This is a genomic window from Flavobacterium resistens (assembly GCF_900182645.1).
Taxonomy (GTDB): domain Bacteria; phylum Bacteroidota; class Bacteroidia; order Flavobacteriales; family Flavobacteriaceae; genus Flavobacterium; species Flavobacterium resistens.
This window is the reverse complement of record NZ_FXTA01000001.1, coordinates 856730-874116: the sequence shown is the minus strand read 5'-3', so window position 1 is coordinate 874116 and position 17387 is coordinate 856730. Positions and strand designations below refer to the sequence as shown.

Here is a 17387-nt window from a genome sequence, read left to right as displayed (position 1 = left end):
ACCTGCGCATGTATGCCTAAAATCGGGTAGATAAGCGAAAGTTTGTTTCGTTTTCTTACTTTTCAAAAGTATGGGTTTTTTATTGCCAATTTTTACGGATTTCCGTACTTGATATAAAAAAAGCGAGTAATTTTTTTTACTCGCTTTAATCATTTTTGTATATGTTTTTTAACCCAAGAACTCTTTCAACTCCTCATAACTCCCAATCTTCACACTAACTTTCTTCTCATTAATAACACTCTCAATTTGAGCAGGAATCGGAAGCGTAATTCCCAAAGCAGGTTCAACAACATCCAAAAATTTAATAGGATGTGCCGTTTCTAAGAAAATACCAATCGCGTTACTATGTTTCTCTAATTCTTTTTTCAAACCTAAATAACCAACAGCGCCGTGTGGTTCTGCGATATAACCGTCTGTGTTATAGATTTTCTTTAGAGCAACTAATGTTTCTTCATCAGTATAACTATAAGAAGAAAAGTCTTTTTCGAAAGCTTTTAAGTCGTTATTGTATAATTCCTGAATTCTAATAAAGTTACTTGGGTTTCCAACGTCCATGGCGTTAGAAATAGTTGCTTTAGAAGGTTTTGGATCATATTTTCCGTTTTCTAAGAATCTTGGCACCGTGTCGTTCACGTTTGTAGACGCAACAAAATGCTCAATTGGCAAACCTAATTTCTTTGCCATAATTCCAGCGCAGATATTTCCGAAGTTTCCGCTTGGGCAAGAGAAAACTAAAGGTTTGTTCTGGCTTTTCAGTGCTTTGTAAGCAAAGAAGAAATAAAACATTTGCGGTAACCAGCGCGCAATATTAATAGAGTTTGCCGAAGTCAGGTTTTTATGCAGTAAAGTTTCATCTAAAAACGCTTTTTTCACCATATCCTGACAATCATCAAAAACGCCGTCAACTTCGAGCGCTTTAATGTTTTGCCCTAAAGTAGTCAATTGTTTTTCCTGAATATCGCTCACTTTTCCTGACGGATATAAAATGACAACATCAACACCGTCAACGCCTAAAAATCCGCTGGCAACTGCTCCACCTGTATCTCCGGAAGTGGCTACTAAAACTGTGTTTTTAGCGTCTTTTTTATCTTTATTGAAATATCCCAGACAACGTGACATAAAACGCGCTCCCACGTCTTTAAATGCCATTGTTGGTCCGTGAAATAATTCTAACGAATAGATTCCGTTTTCGACTTTCACGACCGGGAAATCAAAAACTAAAGTTTCAGTAATGATTTCTTTTAGTTTTTCTGCAGGTATTTCATAGCCAACGAATTGTTTGATTGCTTCAAAAGCGATTTCTTCGTGGCTTAAACTTTCGATTTTATCAAAAAATGATGGATCTAAAGCGGTAATGTTTTCTGGGAAATATAATCCTTTGTCACTCGCTAATCCTTGTATTACGGCTTCTTTGAAAGAAACTTTTGGGGCATTATGGTTTAAACTGTAGTATTTCATTTTTTTTTTTTTGGCTTTAGGCAGTAAGCTTTAGGCTTTAGGCTTTTTCCTAATGTTGCGTATAGCTTCTTTCTCTTTTTTCTTTCTTCTTTTGGGTTCTATTTTTCGCAAAGGTTTTAAGCTTATTGCCTAAAGCCTATTGCTTATAGCGCACGAAGTGCTAAAGTATGCGGACACCGTCAGGGTTTATCTTCGAAACGTGAATTTCATACGGTAAATTCATTTTTTCGTAAACGTCGCTCATGGCTTTTGCGATTTTTTCAGCGGTTTCTTTTCCTCTGCTTAAAGCGAAAATCGATGGACCCGAACCTGAAATTCCAGAACCTAAAGCACCGTTTTCGTAAGCCGTTTGTTTGATTTGATCAAATCCCGGAATCAAAACACTTCTTAAAGGCTCCACGATTTCGTCGTGAAGCGATCTGCCGATTAATTCATAATCTTTTGTGTAAAGACCAGCAACCAATCCTCCAACATTTCCCCATTGCATGATGGCGCTTTTTAGGGAAACATTTTGCTTTAAAACCGAACGCGCATCTGAAGTTTTTAATTCAATCTGTGGATGGACTACCGTTGCGTACAATTCTTCCGGACTGTCAATTCTGATAATATCCAGTGGCACATAACTTCTTACCAACGTAAATCCGCCTAAAAGGGCAGGAGCAACGTTGTCGGCATGCGCGTTTCCGCTGGCTAATTTCTCGCCCTGCATCGCAAACTGCACCAAATCTTTACGAGAATATGGTCTTCCTAATAATTCATTAATTCCGAAAACCGCTCCGGCAGAACTTGCCGCACTGCTTCCGATACCGCTTCCAGCCTTTATATGTTTATAAATTTCGATTTCGAATCCAAAATCCAGTTCGTCTAAAGTTTCCAACATTGCCAAAGCCGCAACTCCGGAAACGTTTTTCTCGGTTTCCAAAGGCAAATCGGCACCAACAATTTTAGTGATTCGAACTCCTTTTTGATCGACTTTTCGAACAATCATTTCATCGCCCGCATTATCTAAACAAAGTCCAAGTACGTCAAATCCGCAAGAGAGGTTGGCGATTGTAGCGGGACAGAATAATTTTATTTCTTTCATTTTTGGTTGTTTCAGGTTTCAGGTTTAAAGTTTCAAGTTGCCAAACTTTGCGAGCTTAACCGCAAAGTTCGCAAGGTTTTTTCGCAAAGGGCACAAGAAAAAACAAAGCTTTGCGAACCTTGTGTTCCCGATAGCTATCGGGATTGCGTGCTTTGCGGTTAAACTTTAAGCCTGAAACAAAAATTTATATGTTTCCGATTCTAATAACGTCTGCAAAAATTCCAGAAGCAGTAACAGCAGCTCCAGCTCCGGCTCCTTTGATCAATAAAGGCTGATCTACATAACGATCTGTGTAGAAAAGAACGATATTGTCTTTTCCTTCTAAATTGTAGAAAGGATGATCTTTTGGAATGAATTGCAGACCAACGCTTGCTTTTCCGTTTTCGAATTGTGCCACGTATTTCAATCTTGAATCTTTCGCTAAAGCTTCGTTGTAAATGCCTTCAAAATGAGAAGCATGTTTGGTTAACGATGCGAAGAAATCTTCGTTATTTGTTGTTGCTAAACATTCGGCAGGTAAAAACGATTCGTTTGCAATGGCGTCAATATCCATTTCGTAACCGCTTTCGCGAATTAGAATCAGGATTTTACGAGCTACGTCGATTCCGCTTAAGTCGATTTTTGGATCTGGTTCTGTGAATCCCTGAACTCCTGCTTCTTTAACCACATCGTGGAAAGAATTGTCTTTATCGAAATTGTTGAAAATGAAATTCAAACTTCCTGATAAAACCGCCTGAATTTTATGCACTTTATCGCCAGAAGCAATAAGGTTTTTTACAGTATCAATAATTGGTAATCCCGCACCAACATTCGTTTCAAACAAAAACGGAGCGTTGTATTGACGAGATAAGCTTTTTAGTTTTTTATAATTGTCGTAAGCAGATGAGCAGGCAATTTTATTACAAGTAACAACGGCAATACTTTCTTTTAAGAATTTCTCATACATTTCAGAAACGCTTGAATTTGCTGTAATATCTACGAAAATACTGTTACGTAAATTCAATTCTTTGGCGCGTGCAATGAATTCTGTCGGAATTGCTGCTTCACCTTTGTCTAAAGTTGATTGCCAATCTTTTAATGAAATTCCGTCTTCGTCAAAAAGCATTTTTCTTGAGTTTGATAACGCAATTACACGAACATTAATCTTTAAATTATCTTTTAAAAACTTTTTTTGATTGTGAATTTGCTCGATGAATTTTTCTCCGACATTTCCAACTCCCATTACGAATAAATTCAGCTGTTTAGTGTTTTCTTCGAAGAAATTTTCGTGTAAACTATTCAGTGCTTTTTTAACATCTCTTTCGTTAATTACAGTCGAAATGTTTCTTTCAGAAGCACCTTGCGCGATGGCACGAATGTTTACGTTGTTTTTTCCTAAAGTACTGAACATTCTTCCGCTTAAACCTTGGTGATTTTTCATGTTTTCACCAACCAAAGCAATAATGCAAAGGTCTTTTTCTACATAACAAGGGTCGATTTTGTTTTGGGAAATTTCGATTTCAAAAGCTTTGTTAATCGCAGCTTCGGCATTATCAGCATCCGAATTTAAAATTCCGATACAAATCGAATGTTCAGATGAAGCCTGAGTAATAAAAATCACGTTGATTTTTTCTTGAGATAATACTTCAAATAAACGTCTTGACGAACCTGCAACTCCAATCATTCCTGGGCCTTCAAGAGTCAGTAATGAAATATTATCGATATGGCTGATTCCTTTTACAACAGTATCTTTTGATAAAACGGTATCAGAAATTAAAGTACCTACAGCTTCTGGTTCAAAAGTATTTTTGATCATAATTGGAATGTTTTTTCTTAAAACAGGTTGAATTGTTGGCGGATACAAAACTTTTGCACCAAAATGCGATAATTCCATCGCTTCCTGATAAGAGATATTGGCAATTGGCTGCGCTTGTTTTACGATTTTTGGGTTGGCAGTAAACATTCCGTTTACGTCAGTCCAGATTTCAAGTTGTTCCGCATCGATTGCTCCGGCGATAATTGCTGCAGTATAATCAGATCCGCCACGACCTAAAGTCGAAGTAATTCCGTCTAAAGTTTGCGCAATAAATCCAGGAAGAATATTGATTTTTGATTCATTTGAAGCAAAATATTCCTGAATTAATCTGTTTGAAATTTCGAAATTCACAACCGCTTTTCCAAAATCAGCATTTGTTTTAATTAACTCACGGCTGTCTTTGTAAATTGCGTCATTGTTAATTTGCTCGTAGGCTTTAGCAATAATGAATGAAGATAACAATTCTCCAAAACTTAAAATAGTATCGGCAGTTCTTGGAGATAATTCGCCAAGCAAGAAACAACCGTCTAATAGAGTTTCTAAATGATTGATAATTCTTTTTACGTGACTCAGCAAGCTGCTTTGTTCACTTACCGGAATCAATTCTTTTAAAGTGTCAAGGTGTTTTTTCTCGATTTCGGCAACAACTTCTCTAAAGCTTTCGTCATTTGCTGCTGCTTTAGCCGCTGCTGATTGAAGTAAATCGGTTACTTTACTAAGTGCAGAAACTACAACAACTAATTTATCTTTTTCAGCTTTTTGTTTAACAATTTCGAGAACGAGTTTTATATTTTGAGCATTGGCAACCGAAGTTCCGCCAAATTTTAATACTTTCATTTTGATATTTTTTTCTTTTTATGCAAATATTTTTATGTATCCAATAACTCTCTTCTTTCATGAAAAAAGTATAGGTAACCTAGGATTATATGTGAAAATGTATACCCCTAAGGGGTAGTAGTTGTTGTAGTAGAAATAATGGTAGCAGCAATTGCAGTTCTAGTTTGAACTGTCATTGTAGATTGATATTTTGTGCTGTTACTTTTCATTTTTGATTTTTCAAAAGTACAGCTTTTAAGTAGGATTAAAAACTCTGAAAGGCTTTTTGCGAATATTTTAATAATTCAAATTTCAAAAAATCAATATTGAGTATTTGTTAAAATTCTATAAGCTAAATTGAGGTTTTGACATATTTAAGATTGGTTCTTTTGCGGATAAAACATATATAATGAATTGATTTTTAACAAAAGTCTTGTTGAAAAATCTTGATTTTGGCCAAATTTCGGATTGCTGAATAAATAAAACTTAAGAATTGCTCTGATGTAATTTTTAATTATTGTGATAAAATGTTGCTTTTTAATATTGATTTGTTGAATTTTGACGTCTTAAATTTAAAATAATCATGAGAGAGATTCATTATATAAGTACTGAAACCATAACTTTAGAAACATTACAAGAGATTTTAGTTAATGATAAAACGCTTGAATTATCTGAAGAAGCAAAAGTTAATGTTCAGAAATGCCGTGATTATCTAGACAAAAAAATGTCGACGCATTCTGCACCTATTTACGGAATCAATACTGGTTTTGGATCGCTTTACAGTGTAAAAATCTCAAATGAAAATCTTTCTAAACTTCAGGAGAACTTAGTAAAGTCACATGCTTGCGGAACAGGAGAAGAAGTTCCTTCAGAAATCGTAAAAATAATGTTGCTGCTTAAGATTCAATCTTTAAGCTATGGACATTCTGGAGTACAGTTAATTACTCTGCAACGTTTAGTTGATTTTTATAATAATGACATTCTTCCTGTTATTTATACACAAGGTTCGTTGGGAGCTTCTGGCGATTTGGCACCTTTGGCACATTTATCATTGCCTTTACTAGGTGAAGGCGAAGTGCTTTTTGAAGGAAAGAAAATGGCTTCTGCCGAAGTTTTAAAACATTTTAACTGGGAACCAATTGTTTTACAGTCAAAAGAAGGTTTGGCTTTGTTAAATGGAACTCAGTTTATGAGTGCTTACGGAGCTCATATTTTAATCAAAGGTTATAAATTATCTTATTTAGCCGATTTAATCGGAACAATTTCGCTTGAAGGTTTTGATGGAAGAATCGAACCTTTTAATGAATTGATACATTATATACGTCCGCATAAAGGGCAAATTGTAACCGCGCAGCGAATTGCAGAATTTTTAGAAGGAAGTGAAATTATTGCTCAAGAAAAGAAACATGTTCAAGATCCGTATTCTTTCCGTTGTATGCCACAGGTTCACGGGGCTTCAAAAGATGCGATCGATTACGTTCGAAAGGTATTCAAAACCGAAATTAACTCGGTTACAGATAATCCAAACATATTTGTTGAAGCTGATCAGATTATTTCGGGAGGAAATTTCCACGGACAGCCATTGGCTTTAGCTTTAGATTTTATGGCAATTGCTTTGGCAGAATTAGGAAGTATTTCTGAAAGAAGAACGTATCAATTAATTTCAGGATTGCGTAATCTTCCTGCATTTTTAGTTGATAATCCGGGATTGAACTCAGGATTTATGATTCCACAATATACTGCGGCAAGTATTGCGAGCCAGAATAAACAACTTGCAACTCCGTCAAGTATTGATAGTATTGTTTCGAGCAATGGTCAGGAAGATCACGTAAGTATGGGAGCAAATGGAGCTACAAAAGCTTTACGTGTTTTAGATAATTTAGAGCGAATTTTAGCAATCGAATTAATGAATGCATCACAGGCAATTGCGTATAGAGAGCCTTTGAAATCAAGTGATTTTATCGAAATGTTTTTAAGCAGTTATCGTGAAGTTGTGCCTTTGGTTAAAGAGGATAGAATCTTACATTATGATATTGAGAATACAATTTCGTTCTTAGACAGTTTTCAAATTGAAAACGATTTGTTAACAATGGCTTAACATTATAGAATATTATTGAAGTAATTTTGCACTATCAAAAATATAAAAATGTCAATAAACAGTATTTTCCAATTTTTAGTGCCGAAAGACAAGAAATTCTTTCCACTTTTTGAAGAGGCTTCAAGCAATTTAATTGAATTAGCATCTAACTTACACGAAGCTGTAAACTTACCATTAAAAGAAAGAGAAGTTCTTTTTCAGAAAATTGATGAATTAGAGCAAAAAGGAGAAGATATTACACGTCAAACTAATTTGGAATTGAGTAGAAACTTTATTACTCCATTTGATAGAGAAGATATTCACACCTTAATTACTTCAATTGATAACGTTGCAGATTACCTTCATGGAGCTGCAAGCCGTATGAGATTATATCAAGTTGATAAAATTACGAAATCGATCAGAAAAATGACAGAAATCAACCTTGAAGCTTGTCAAAATATTGATAGTGCAGTAAAAGAGTTGAGCAACTTGAAAAACATGAAAGTTATTAAAGATTCATGTGCTAGAATAAACAAGCTAGAAAACAAATCTGATAACGTATATAACAAAGCAGTTTTTGAAATTTTTGAAAACGAAACAGACGCTAAAAATATCATTAAATATAAAGAAGTGTTATCTGTTTTAGAATCAGCAACAGATAAATGTAAGAGTGTTGCGAATATACTAGAATCTATTTCTGTAAAACATTCTTAATTCAATTTTTCATTCTGAAGTTATAATTTTATGACGCTACTTATATTAATTATAGTATTAGCTTTAATTTTTGATTACATCAACGGTTTTCATGATGCGGCAAATGCTATAGCGACAGTTGTTGCAACAAAGGTTTTAACGCCTTTTCAGGCGGTTCTTTGGGCAGCATTTTTTAACTTTTTAGCTTATTGGGTTTTCGGATTTGGTGTTGCAGATACTGTTGCTAAAACAGCGCACACAATGGAAATTAACCTGGTTGTTATTCTTGCCGGAGTTATTGCGGCAATCTGCTGGAACTTATTGACTTGGTGGTTAGGAATTCCTTCAAGTTCTTCACATACACTTATTGGAGGTTTTGCGGGAGCGGCGGTTGCGCATGCTATTGCAGTTCACGGTTTTTCTGGATATGTTGGTGAAGACGGAGCTACTCATTACTGGTATCAAATTGTAAGCTGGTACAAAGCCGGAAAAGATGGAGGAATGCCTTCAGGAGTTCTTATTATTATTGCTTTTATTGTTTTAGCACCGCTTTTAGGAGCTTTGGCATCGTATTTAATTTCTATTTGGTTGTTGAATGCTTCTCGTAAAAGTATTTGGCCTAAAGTATTTACTGTAGCTTTAATGATTGCAACTGTTTGGTTTGTATATGCGCAAATGGTTCCTTATGAGGAAATTATAAAAGATGGTCATAAAGGAAGGTTTGATTCTCATTTTTGGAGCGTAGCTTTTGATCCTCATAATATTAAATGGTTTTTAGTAGCATTTATTATATTAACTGTAAGTGCATTTTGTTTGATATTTAGCAGTTTAAATCTTCATCAGGCTGATGCTGCTTTGAAAAAAATGCAATTATTATCTTCTGCGGCTTTTAGTTTAGGTCACGGAGGAAATGATTCTCAAAAAGTAATGGGTATTATTGCTGCGGCTGTAGCAGTTTATATCAATACAAATCCTGGAGTTCATATGGATTCTTGGTTAGATGTTGTTCTTCCAAATGATGATTTGGGAATAAAAGGAGTGATGCCGGGATGGATTCCGTTAGCTTGTTATTCTGCAATTGCAGCGGGAACTTTAAGTGGTGGATGGAAAATTGTAAAAACAATGGGATCTAAAATCACAAAAGTAAGTTCATTTGAAGGAGTTGCTGCTGAAACTGCCGGAGCATTGACGCTTTATTTTACAGAGCATTTGAAAATTCCGGTAAGTACAACGCATACTATCACAGGATCTATTATTGGTGTTGGATTAACAAAACGTGTTTCTGCAGTTCGCTGGGGAGTTACCGTAAGTTTAGTTTGGGCTTGGATTTTGACTATTCCAATTTCAGCTATATTAGCAGGTTTGGTTTATTTTGTGCTTAGCGTGTTTATTTCGTAAAACGATTATTGTGAAATGTGAATTGCATTTCTTTTAAATATTAAAAAAGCCGATTTCAATTTGAAATCGGCTTTTTTTTTATGTAAAATATTTGTCTTAAAGTGATGTTTTTAAAACTTTTACTAGATATGAGTTAAGTTTTATAAAAAGACTTTTGTGAAATTATTTAATAACAAATAATAATCTTTGAAAGATGAAGAAGAGTATGTGGAATTAATTTATTAAGAGTAAATAATTAAAAAAATATAATAGAATGAGTGCGGATTTTTTTAAATTATGTTCAAATAACAAGCTAGAAGAAGTAAAAATGTTATTTAGTGAAGATGTCAATTTAGAATGTACAGATGGAGCTGGTAGAACTGTACTTTCAATTGCAGCTGCTAAAGGATATGATGATATGGTTATTTGGTTAATAGAAAAGGGGGCATTAGTTGATTCTCTTGATTCAAATGCCCGTACACCATTAGCAAGAGCTTCAATGATGGGACATTTATCAACCGTAAAAATATTATTAAGTGCGAATGCAAATATAAATTCGCTTAATAATAATTTACGATCTGTTTTATCAGATGTTATTACAGAAAAGAAAGAGGAAGTAGCATTTTTTTTTATTGAAAAAGGAGCTGAACTTAATTCTAGTGACTATATAGGAAAAACAGCAATGCATTTTGCTGTACAAAATGATCTTTTAAGCATTGTTAAAAAACTTCTTGAAAAAAATGCTCTTTTTAATAAACCTGATAAATACAATGTTACTCCATTAAATTATGCAATACAAAGTCAAAGACTTGATATGGTATCAATACTAGAAAAAGCCGAAATTGAATTGACTGATGGGAAAAAAGTGATTGAAAATGAAGATGAAAGTTCTTCTAAAGAAGTAAGTGATTTAGTTTCATTAAATGAAAGTAAATCGTTAAATAGTCAATTTATTGAAGCAATAAATAATAAAAACATTAAACTCATAAGATTATTAATTGATCTAGGTGTCGACATAAATGAAAAATTTATTTATGAAGATAAAGATCGTAGTTATGACTATAAATTTGATTATCTTACTAGGGCTATTTCTTCCATGCAGTCTAAAGTAATTGAAATATTACTTGAAGAAGGCTTCAAACTTAAAAATGTTCAAAATGATATAAATGCATTTTTTTACATTAAAAAAATTTTGGAAATCTATTGCTTTAATGATCTGCATGATGATTTGATGGAGTTACTACCTCTTTTCTTCAGAGAAAACATTGTTTTTGATTATGAGGAAATTTGCACTTTGAAAAGATTTAATTTGAATCAGTATCAAAGGGTTTTTTATGATATGATTTTAGAAAAATGTTCTGATGTAAATGAAATCGAAACACATACAGGTAAAACATTATTGCATGATGCTTTAAATGATTTTAAAAACTGCTTTGATTCAAGAGGAAAAGATAAAGTTGTTCCGCCTGAAGAAAACAAGGACGATCTTTTTATTGATGCTTTATTGAATTGCGATAGTATTGATATTAATAAATTTGATTTTTCGGATAATTCACCTTTATATTATGCTTGCGAAAATACTACTGGAAGGATCGTTCGTCATCTTTTACATAAAGGTGCAGATTTAGAAGTTTTATGCGGTGAAAAAAGTGTTTCATTTGCTATGACTGCTTGTAAAAATTCTAATATCGAAGTTTTGGATGTTCTTTTTGAATTTGGGGCTGATTTTAATGTTGCAGATGATTATGGGAAAACTTTATTGCATATTGCCTTTGAGAAACAAGATTTTAAGTTAATAGATTATCTTATTGAAATTGGTGTAAATGTTAAGGCAATGGATAAATATGGCAATACTGCTCTTCATATATTGAGTTGTTGTAATATGTCAAATACGATTAATAGTATAAACCTACTTGTTGAAAAAGGAGCAGATCTAGCTGCTCTCAATAACCATCTGCGCACACCGTTTTTTAGCAGTAGCTCTACGGTAAGTTCTCAATATTGTGAAAATATTCCAATTTTGAAACATTTGATTTTATTAGGCGCTAGTGTAAATATACAAGACAAAACAGATTGTACACCATTACATTATGCTGTAATGTATGATGATATAGAACTTGTTAAGTTTTTAATTGCTAACAATGCTGATTGTAATATTGAAGATGATCAAGGAAAAAGCCCTTACAAAATAGCTTTAACATCTAACAAGAGGAGTATTCTTTCAATTATAGAAAAATCAAATGTTAGTATTGTAATGGATGGTGATGATTTAGACGCAGCGTTCATGCGCGCTTGTAAAAATGGTTGCCGTGGTATTGCTGAAACATTGGTGAGAAGCGGGAACATTGATATAACATATGTTGATGATATGGGGAGGACTCCTCTGCATTACATTGCTAAAATGGGTATGATAGCATTGGCTAAGTTTGTTGTTAAAAATGGAGTAAATGTTAATTATACAGACAAACATAATCAAACTGCTCTGCATTTGGCGGCATCTAATTTTCAAAAAGAAATGTTTAAGTTTCTTGTAAGTAATGGTGCTGATTTAAGTATCGCAGATGCTGATGGATTACTGCCAATTCATTTTATTGCTAATAATGGACAGCATGATCTTTTAGAATTGCTACTTCAAAATGGCGCAAATATCAACACAATGAGTAATGAAGGTGAGTCATTGCTGCATATGGCTTGTTATACACGTAGTAAAGAATGTGTTCGTATCTTACTAGAAGAAGGAATTAATCCTAATGTTTTAGATAGCAGTGGCATTACTCCATTAGTATTGTGTGCAAACTTGAATCAGAAGGAAATGGTTAAAATGTTGATTTCGAATGATGCCGATATTAAATCAAGAGACCTAGATGGAGACGAGGCAATACATATTGCTGTAATGAAAGGCTTTAAGGATATGATATCGTTACTTGTTGATTTAGGAAGTGATATTAATTCATTAAATAATAAAGGTTTGTCTCCATTACATTTGGCTGCTTATTTTGGATTTAAAGATATCTTTAAGTTTTTATTAGATAAAGGTGCTGATTTTGAGATAAAAACTGGAGCTGGAAAATCTTGTATCGACATTGCATCAGAAAATAATCAGAAAGAACTTGTCGAACTTATTGGTATAATTCAAAAAAGAAGACAATTATTGTAAAATATATTATAGTATAGTTTAGATTAAAAGCTGATTTCAATTTGAAATCAGCTTTTTGTATTAAAAATTCTGAAGGTTTTTACGATTATGTTTTCGTTTGTAATGTGTTTGTTTTAGATTTTTTTCATCCTCAGAAATAATACTGATTGTTCCGTCAATTTCGAGCATTGCCAGTTTTACATTTTTAAAGAATTCTATTCCGTGTTCTCTCATGGCTTCTTTTAATTCGTCATGCGAAATGTCTAGTTTGCTAAGTGCTTTGAAGTCTAATTTTCCGTCGTGAATTAAGATTTCAGGTTTGTCCAATAATAAATCTCCAAAAACCTTGTATTTGTGAGTCAGTTTTTTGATGATGAAGTTGATTATGAATAATACTAATGCTGCAATTAAACCGCCAGTCAAACTTGTATCAGGGCCGACCATGGCATTCTGAACGGAGTTGCTAATTAATAAAATCAGAATTACATCGGCGGTATTCAATTGCGAAAGTTCTTTTTTTCCAAAGATTCTTAAAGCAATCGTCATGAAAAAATAAACGGCGATACTACGTAAAACAATATCTAAATAAGGAAAAGCCATATTTTTTATTTTAAAATTAAATAAAAAAGCTTTGCCAAAGTTAAAACTTCGACAAAGCTGCTAAATTATTTATACAGAATTAAGTTTAAATGAACTTAATTATAGTTTAAAATTCTTTTCAATTGCTTTGATCATTTCTCCGGCAACGTCTTTGTTTGTGGCGCCTTCAATTCCTTCAAGACCAGGAGAAGAGTTTACTTCAAGTAATAACGGTCCTTTAGAAGAACGAATAATATCAACACCGGCAACTTTTAAATCCATTGCTTTTGCTGCTTTAATTGCGATTTTTTTCTCTTCTGCGGTTACTTTTATAACTGATGCCGTACCGCCCAAGTGAATATTGGCTCTAAATTCGCCAGGCATGGCTTCACGCTGAATCGCTGCAACTACTTTTCCGTCAATTACAAAACAACGAATATCTTTTCCATTGGCTTCTTTAATGAATTCCTGAACCAGAATATTTGCATTTAAACTTTTAAAAGCATTGATAACACTTTCTGCAGCTTTTTTGGTTTCGGCCAAAACAACCCCTTTACCTTGTGTTCCTTCTAATAATTTTACAATTAGAGGTGAACCGCCAACCATCTTGATTAAGTTGTCTGTATCAAGCGGAGAATTAGCAAATCCGGTTGTTGGGATATCAATTCCGCTATTCAAAAGTAATTGTAACGAGTATAATTTATCTCGTGATTGTGTTATAGCTGTAGCCGAATTTAAAACGAAAACCTTCAACGCTTCGAATTGGCGTGTTAATGCGCAACCATAAAAAGTAATGCTTGGTCTTATTCTAGGAATGATTGCGTCAAATTGATTTAATATTTTTCCGCCTCTGTAGTGAATTTCCGGAGTTTTAGCGTCCAGTTTCATGTAACATTCCTTGATGTTTAAAAAATGCATTTCATGACCGCGCATTTCGCCGGCTTCCATGATTCTTTTATTACTGTACAATTCTGGATTGCTGGCTAAAAGTCCAATTCGTAAACCAGAACTGGCTTTTTCGGAGTTTTGATATAATTCCTTAAGAGATTCTGGTGTAGGTTGTCCTAATAGATATTTTTCTTCAGGATCAACTAATACGCGTCCGCTCATGGCTTCACGCCCTAAAAGCATGCGAAAACCCATCGAATCTCGATTTGTCAAAGTCATTTCGATCGGCCATTTTGAATCGCCAATTTTAATGCTTGTCTGAATTACATAACGATGTTCTCTAAAACCGCTTGAGCTTTTTACAATTCTTTTATCCACCAGCGGCGCTTCGCAATGAATGATAGTTTTAATATTATTCTGAATTGGATTAATATCGAATTTTACCCAATTGGCATCATTTTTTATAAAAGGAGCTATGTTGATAGCGTGCATTGCCGAAGTTTTGGCACCAGAATCGACACGAGCTTTAATCGTTGGGATTCCGAGTTCAGGAAATGAGCACCATTCTTCGCTGCCTAAAATGACTTTGTGTTGAAGCATACGTTAATTTTTATTATAGAATTTAAATTCAAAAGTAGCTATTTGCTTTTACTAAAGATAGTGATTTTTACAAAAAAAAATACCCGTTATGTTATGAAAACGTAACGGGTAAGTTATTTGTGTTATAAATTTTAACTAATTTATTGATTTGTCGGCTCTTCAGCTTTATGAATTTCTACCGATAATTCTTGTGAATCATCTTTTAAATCCATCATGATTTCATCACCAGAATGTATTTTTGAAGTGATGATTTCTTCAGCTAACAAATCTTCAACGTATTTCTGAATTGCTCTTTTCAATGGTCTGGCTCCAAATTGCTTATCAAAACCTTTTTCAGCAATAAATGCTTTTGCTTTGTCTGTTAAGCTTAATTTGTAACCTAACTCAGCAATACGAGAATAAAGTTTTTTCAATTCGATTTCGATAATCAAATCAATATCAGCTTTTTCCAATGCATTAAATACGATTACGTCGTCAATTCTGTTTAAGAACTCAGGAGCAAAAGTTTTTTTCAATGCATTTTCGATAATGCTTTTTGAGTTTTCATCAGCCTGAGCTGTTCTTGCTGCAGTACCGAATCCAACACCTTGTCCAAAATCTTTCAATTGACGTGCGCCAACGTTAGATGTCATGATAATGATAGTGTTTTTAAAGTCAATTTTACGACCTAAACTATCTGTCAAATATCCGTCATCTAAAACCTGAAGCATCATATTGAATACATCTGGATGCGCTTTTTCGATCTCATCTAAAAGAACAACACAATATGGTTTTCTACGAACTTTTTCGGTTAATTGACCACCTTCTTCGTATCCAACATATCCCGGAGGAGCACCAACTAAACGAGAGATTGCAAATTTTTCCATGTATTCACTCATGTCGATACGAACTAATGCATCTTCAGAATCAAATAATTCTTTTGCTAAAACTTTCGCCAATTGTGTTTTACCAACACCAGTCTGACCTAAGAAAATAAACGAACCAATTGGTTTGTTCGGATCTTTAAGTCCGGCTCTGTTACGTTGAATAGAACGTGCAATTTTAAGAACAGCTTCATTTTGTCCAATTACTTTATTCTGAATCAATTCAGGTAATTGAGCCAATTTGTTGCTTTCCGTTTGTGCAATTCGGTTAACAGGAATTCCGGTCATCATCGAAACAACATCGGCTACATTGTCTTCTGTAACTTCAATTCTGTTGTTTTTAGAATCTTCTTCCCATTGTTCCTGAGCTAAAGCAAGGTCTTTCTCGATACGTTTTTCATCATCACGAAGTTTGGCAGCTTCTTCATATTTTTGTTTTTTAACTACCATGTTCTTCATTTCGCGAACTTCTTCCAATTGACGTTCTAAATCCAAAATTTGTTTTGGAACATCAATATTAGTAATGTGAACACGAGATCCAGCTTCGTCCATAGCATCAATAGCTTTGTCTGGTAAGAAACGCTCAGACATATATCTGTTTGTTAGCTTAACACAAGCTTCAATAGCTTCTGGAGTATACGTTACATTGTGGTGATCTTCGTATTTGTCTTTTACATTGTTCAAAATAGCGATTGTTTCTTCAACAGAAGTTGGTTCTACAATTACTTTTTGAAAACGTCTTTCTAAGGCGCCGTCTTTTTCGATATATTGTCTGTACTCATCAAGAGTAGTAGCACCAATACATTGAATTTCGCCTCTCGCTAAAGCAGGTTTGAACATGTTTGAAGCATCAAGCGAACCTGTTGCTCCACCAGCACCTACAATAGTGTGAATTTCGTCAATGAAAAGAATAATGTCATCATTTTTCTCAAGCTCGTTCATTACGGCTTTCATTCTTTCCTCAAATTGGCCTCTGTATTTTGTTCCGGCAACTAAGCTGGCCAAATCAAGAGTCACAACACGTTTGTTGAAAAGAATACGAGATACTTTCTTTTGGATGATACGTAAAGCCAGTCCTTCTGCAATAGCAGATTTACCAACTCCAGGTTCTCCGATAAGAAGCGGGTTGTTCTTTTTTCTTCGGCTTAAAATTTGAGAAACGCGTTCAATTTCTTTTTCGCGTCCTACGACAGGATCCAGTTTTCCTTCCTCAGCCATTTCTGTTAAATCTCTCCCAAAATTATCTAACACCGGAGTCTTAGATTTTTTGTTTGACTTATTGGCGGGATTATTAAAACTGCTTTCTTTAAGACTGTCATCTTGTCCTGAATCGTCATTGTATGACTCGTTTCGTGGCAAGTTTTCTAAAAATTCTTCTTCGTTTGGCGTCATGTTTAGATATTGTTCTTTAGCTATGTCATAATCTATTTTTAGTTTATTCAATAGCTTGGTTGTTGGATCGTTTTCGTTTCGTAAGATGCATAGAAGCAGGTGTGCCGTGCTAATCGATGAGCTTTGAAATACTTTTGCTTCAAGAAATGTTGTCTTAAGGGCTCTTTCGGCCTGGCGTGTAAGATGAAGGTTTTTCTTTTCAGTGTTTATCTCAATGCTGTGATTGGCTGGACTCAGTATTTCTACTTTCCTGCGTAAATGATCTAAATCAACTGCTAGGTTATTAAGTATATGAATAGCTTTTCCGTTACCATCTCTTAAAATGCCTAGCATCAGATGTTCAGTACCAATAAAGTCGTGCCCCAGACGCAGAGCTTCTTCCTTACTGTATGTAATAACATCTTTTACTCTTGGTGAAAAATTATCATCCATAATATAGAATTCGTAATGTAAATTTAATTATTTACTGGTTGAAAAACAAAAATCATACCTATTGAGATCTGTTGTCAGCTAATTGACAAAAAAAATAACAATAAAAGAGTTAAAAAACGCTTAATTTATTAACTAAAACCGAAAATAAAGTTGTTAATAAATCATTGAAATAAGTGTAAGGAAATAGCTGAAAAAAT

The 17387-nt window shown here is 34.0% G+C and carries 10 protein-coding genes; 4 read left to right on the top strand and 6 right to left on the bottom strand.

The window, feature by feature from the left end:
* Positions 1–168 precede the first annotated feature (168 nt).
* The 3 genes from thrC to thrA all read right to left on the bottom strand — a co-directional run bounded on the left by thrC (position 169) and on the right by thrA (position 5174).
* Positions 169–1458, bottom strand: coding sequence for a threonine synthase (thrC, locus tag FN795_RS03730; RefSeq protein ID WP_142449432.1), 1290 nt, complete (start codon positions 1456–1458; stop codon positions 169–171).
* 160 nt (positions 1459–1618) lie between these two features.
* Positions 1619–2542 (bottom strand): homoserine kinase, encoded by a 924-nt coding sequence (locus FN795_RS03725; RefSeq protein WP_142449431.1) that lies wholly within the window; start codon positions 2540–2542, stop codon positions 1619–1621.
* 184 nt (positions 2543–2726) lie between these two features.
* Positions 2727–5174 carry a bifunctional aspartate kinase/homoserine dehydrogenase I gene (gene thrA, locus FN795_RS03720; protein ID WP_142449430.1) on the bottom strand — a complete coding sequence of 816 codons (2448 nt, stop codon included), beginning with the start codon at positions 5172–5174 and terminating at the stop codon, positions 2727–2729.
* Positions 5175–5736: 562 nt separating this feature from the next.
* Here thrA and hutH point away from each other — a divergent pair.
* The 4 genes from hutH to FN795_RS03700 all read left to right on the top strand — a co-directional run bounded on the left by hutH (position 5737) and on the right by FN795_RS03700 (position 12457).
* Complete coding sequence (hutH, locus tag FN795_RS03715; protein WP_142449429.1) at positions 5737–7251, top strand: histidine ammonia-lyase; 1515 nt, start codon at positions 5737–5739, stop codon at positions 7249–7251.
* A 48-nt stretch (positions 7252–7299) separates the two neighbouring features.
* The gene (locus tag FN795_RS03710; protein WP_035648449.1) at positions 7300–7944 is read left to right on the top strand and encodes a DUF47 domain-containing protein; all 645 of its coding nucleotides are present in this window, start codon (positions 7300–7302) and stop codon (positions 7942–7944) included.
* A 30-nt stretch (positions 7945–7974) separates the two neighbouring features.
* A complete protein-coding gene (locus tag FN795_RS03705) occupies positions 7975–9321 on the top strand; it encodes an inorganic phosphate transporter (protein WP_142449428.1) in 1347 nt (448 codons plus the stop codon).
* A 253-nt stretch (positions 9322–9574) separates the two neighbouring features.
* A complete protein-coding gene (locus tag FN795_RS03700) occupies positions 9575–12457 on the top strand; it encodes an ankyrin repeat domain-containing protein (protein ID WP_142449427.1) in 2883 nt (960 codons plus the stop codon).
* Positions 12458–12517: 60 nt separating this feature from the next.
* Here FN795_RS03700 and FN795_RS03695 read toward each other — a convergent pair whose 3' ends face one another.
* From FN795_RS03695 to FN795_RS03685, 3 genes are all read right to left on the bottom strand, one after another.
* Positions 12518–13036, bottom strand: coding sequence for a DUF421 domain-containing protein (locus tag FN795_RS03695; protein WP_142449426.1), 519 nt, complete (start codon positions 13034–13036; stop codon positions 12518–12520).
* 99 nt (positions 13037–13135) lie between these two features.
* Positions 13136–14503: a 30S ribosomal protein S6--L-glutamate ligase gene (rimK, locus tag FN795_RS03690; protein ID WP_035648442.1), complete on the bottom strand. Its 1368-nt coding sequence runs from the start codon at positions 14501–14503 to the stop codon at positions 13136–13138.
* 140 nt (positions 14504–14643) lie between these two features.
* Entirely contained in the window at positions 14644–17190 is a 2547-nt protein-coding gene (locus tag FN795_RS03685) for an ATP-dependent Clp protease ATP-binding subunit (protein WP_142449425.1), read from the bottom strand.
* Between the last annotated feature and the right edge of the window lie 197 nt (positions 17191–17387).

Excerpts from the sequence above, each read along its gene's own strand:
- FN795_RS03685 (WP_142449425.1), bottom strand. The coding sequence starts at position 17,190 with ATGGATGATAATTTTTCACCAAGAGTAAAAGATGTTATTACATACAGT.
- thrA (WP_142449430.1), bottom strand. The coding sequence starts at position 5,174 with ATGAAAGTATTAAAATTTGGCGGAACTTCGGTTGCCAATGCTCAAAAT.
- FN795_RS03695 (WP_142449426.1), bottom strand. The coding sequence starts at position 13,036 with ATGGCTTTTCCTTATTTAGATATTGTTTTACGTAGTATCGCCGTTTAT.
- FN795_RS03710 (WP_035648449.1), top strand. The coding sequence starts at position 7,300 with ATGTCAATAAACAGTATTTTCCAATTTTTAGTGCCGAAAGACAAGAAA.
- hutH (WP_142449429.1), top strand. The coding sequence starts at position 5,737 with ATGAGAGAGATTCATTATATAAGTACTGAAACCATAACTTTAGAAACA.
- FN795_RS03700 (WP_142449427.1), top strand. The coding sequence starts at position 9,575 with ATGAGTGCGGATTTTTTTAAATTATGTTCAAATAACAAGCTAGAAGAA.
- FN795_RS03705 (WP_142449428.1), top strand. The coding sequence starts at position 7,975 with ATGACGCTACTTATATTAATTATAGTATTAGCTTTAATTTTTGATTAC.
- thrC (WP_142449432.1), bottom strand. The coding sequence starts at position 1,458 with ATGAAATACTACAGTTTAAACCATAATGCCCCAAAAGTTTCTTTCAAA.
- FN795_RS03725 (WP_142449431.1), bottom strand. The coding sequence starts at position 2,542 with ATGAAAGAAATAAAATTATTCTGTCCCGCTACAATCGCCAACCTCTCT.
- rimK (WP_035648442.1), bottom strand. The coding sequence starts at position 14,503 with ATGCTTCAACACAAAGTCATTTTAGGCAGCGAAGAATGGTGCTCATTT.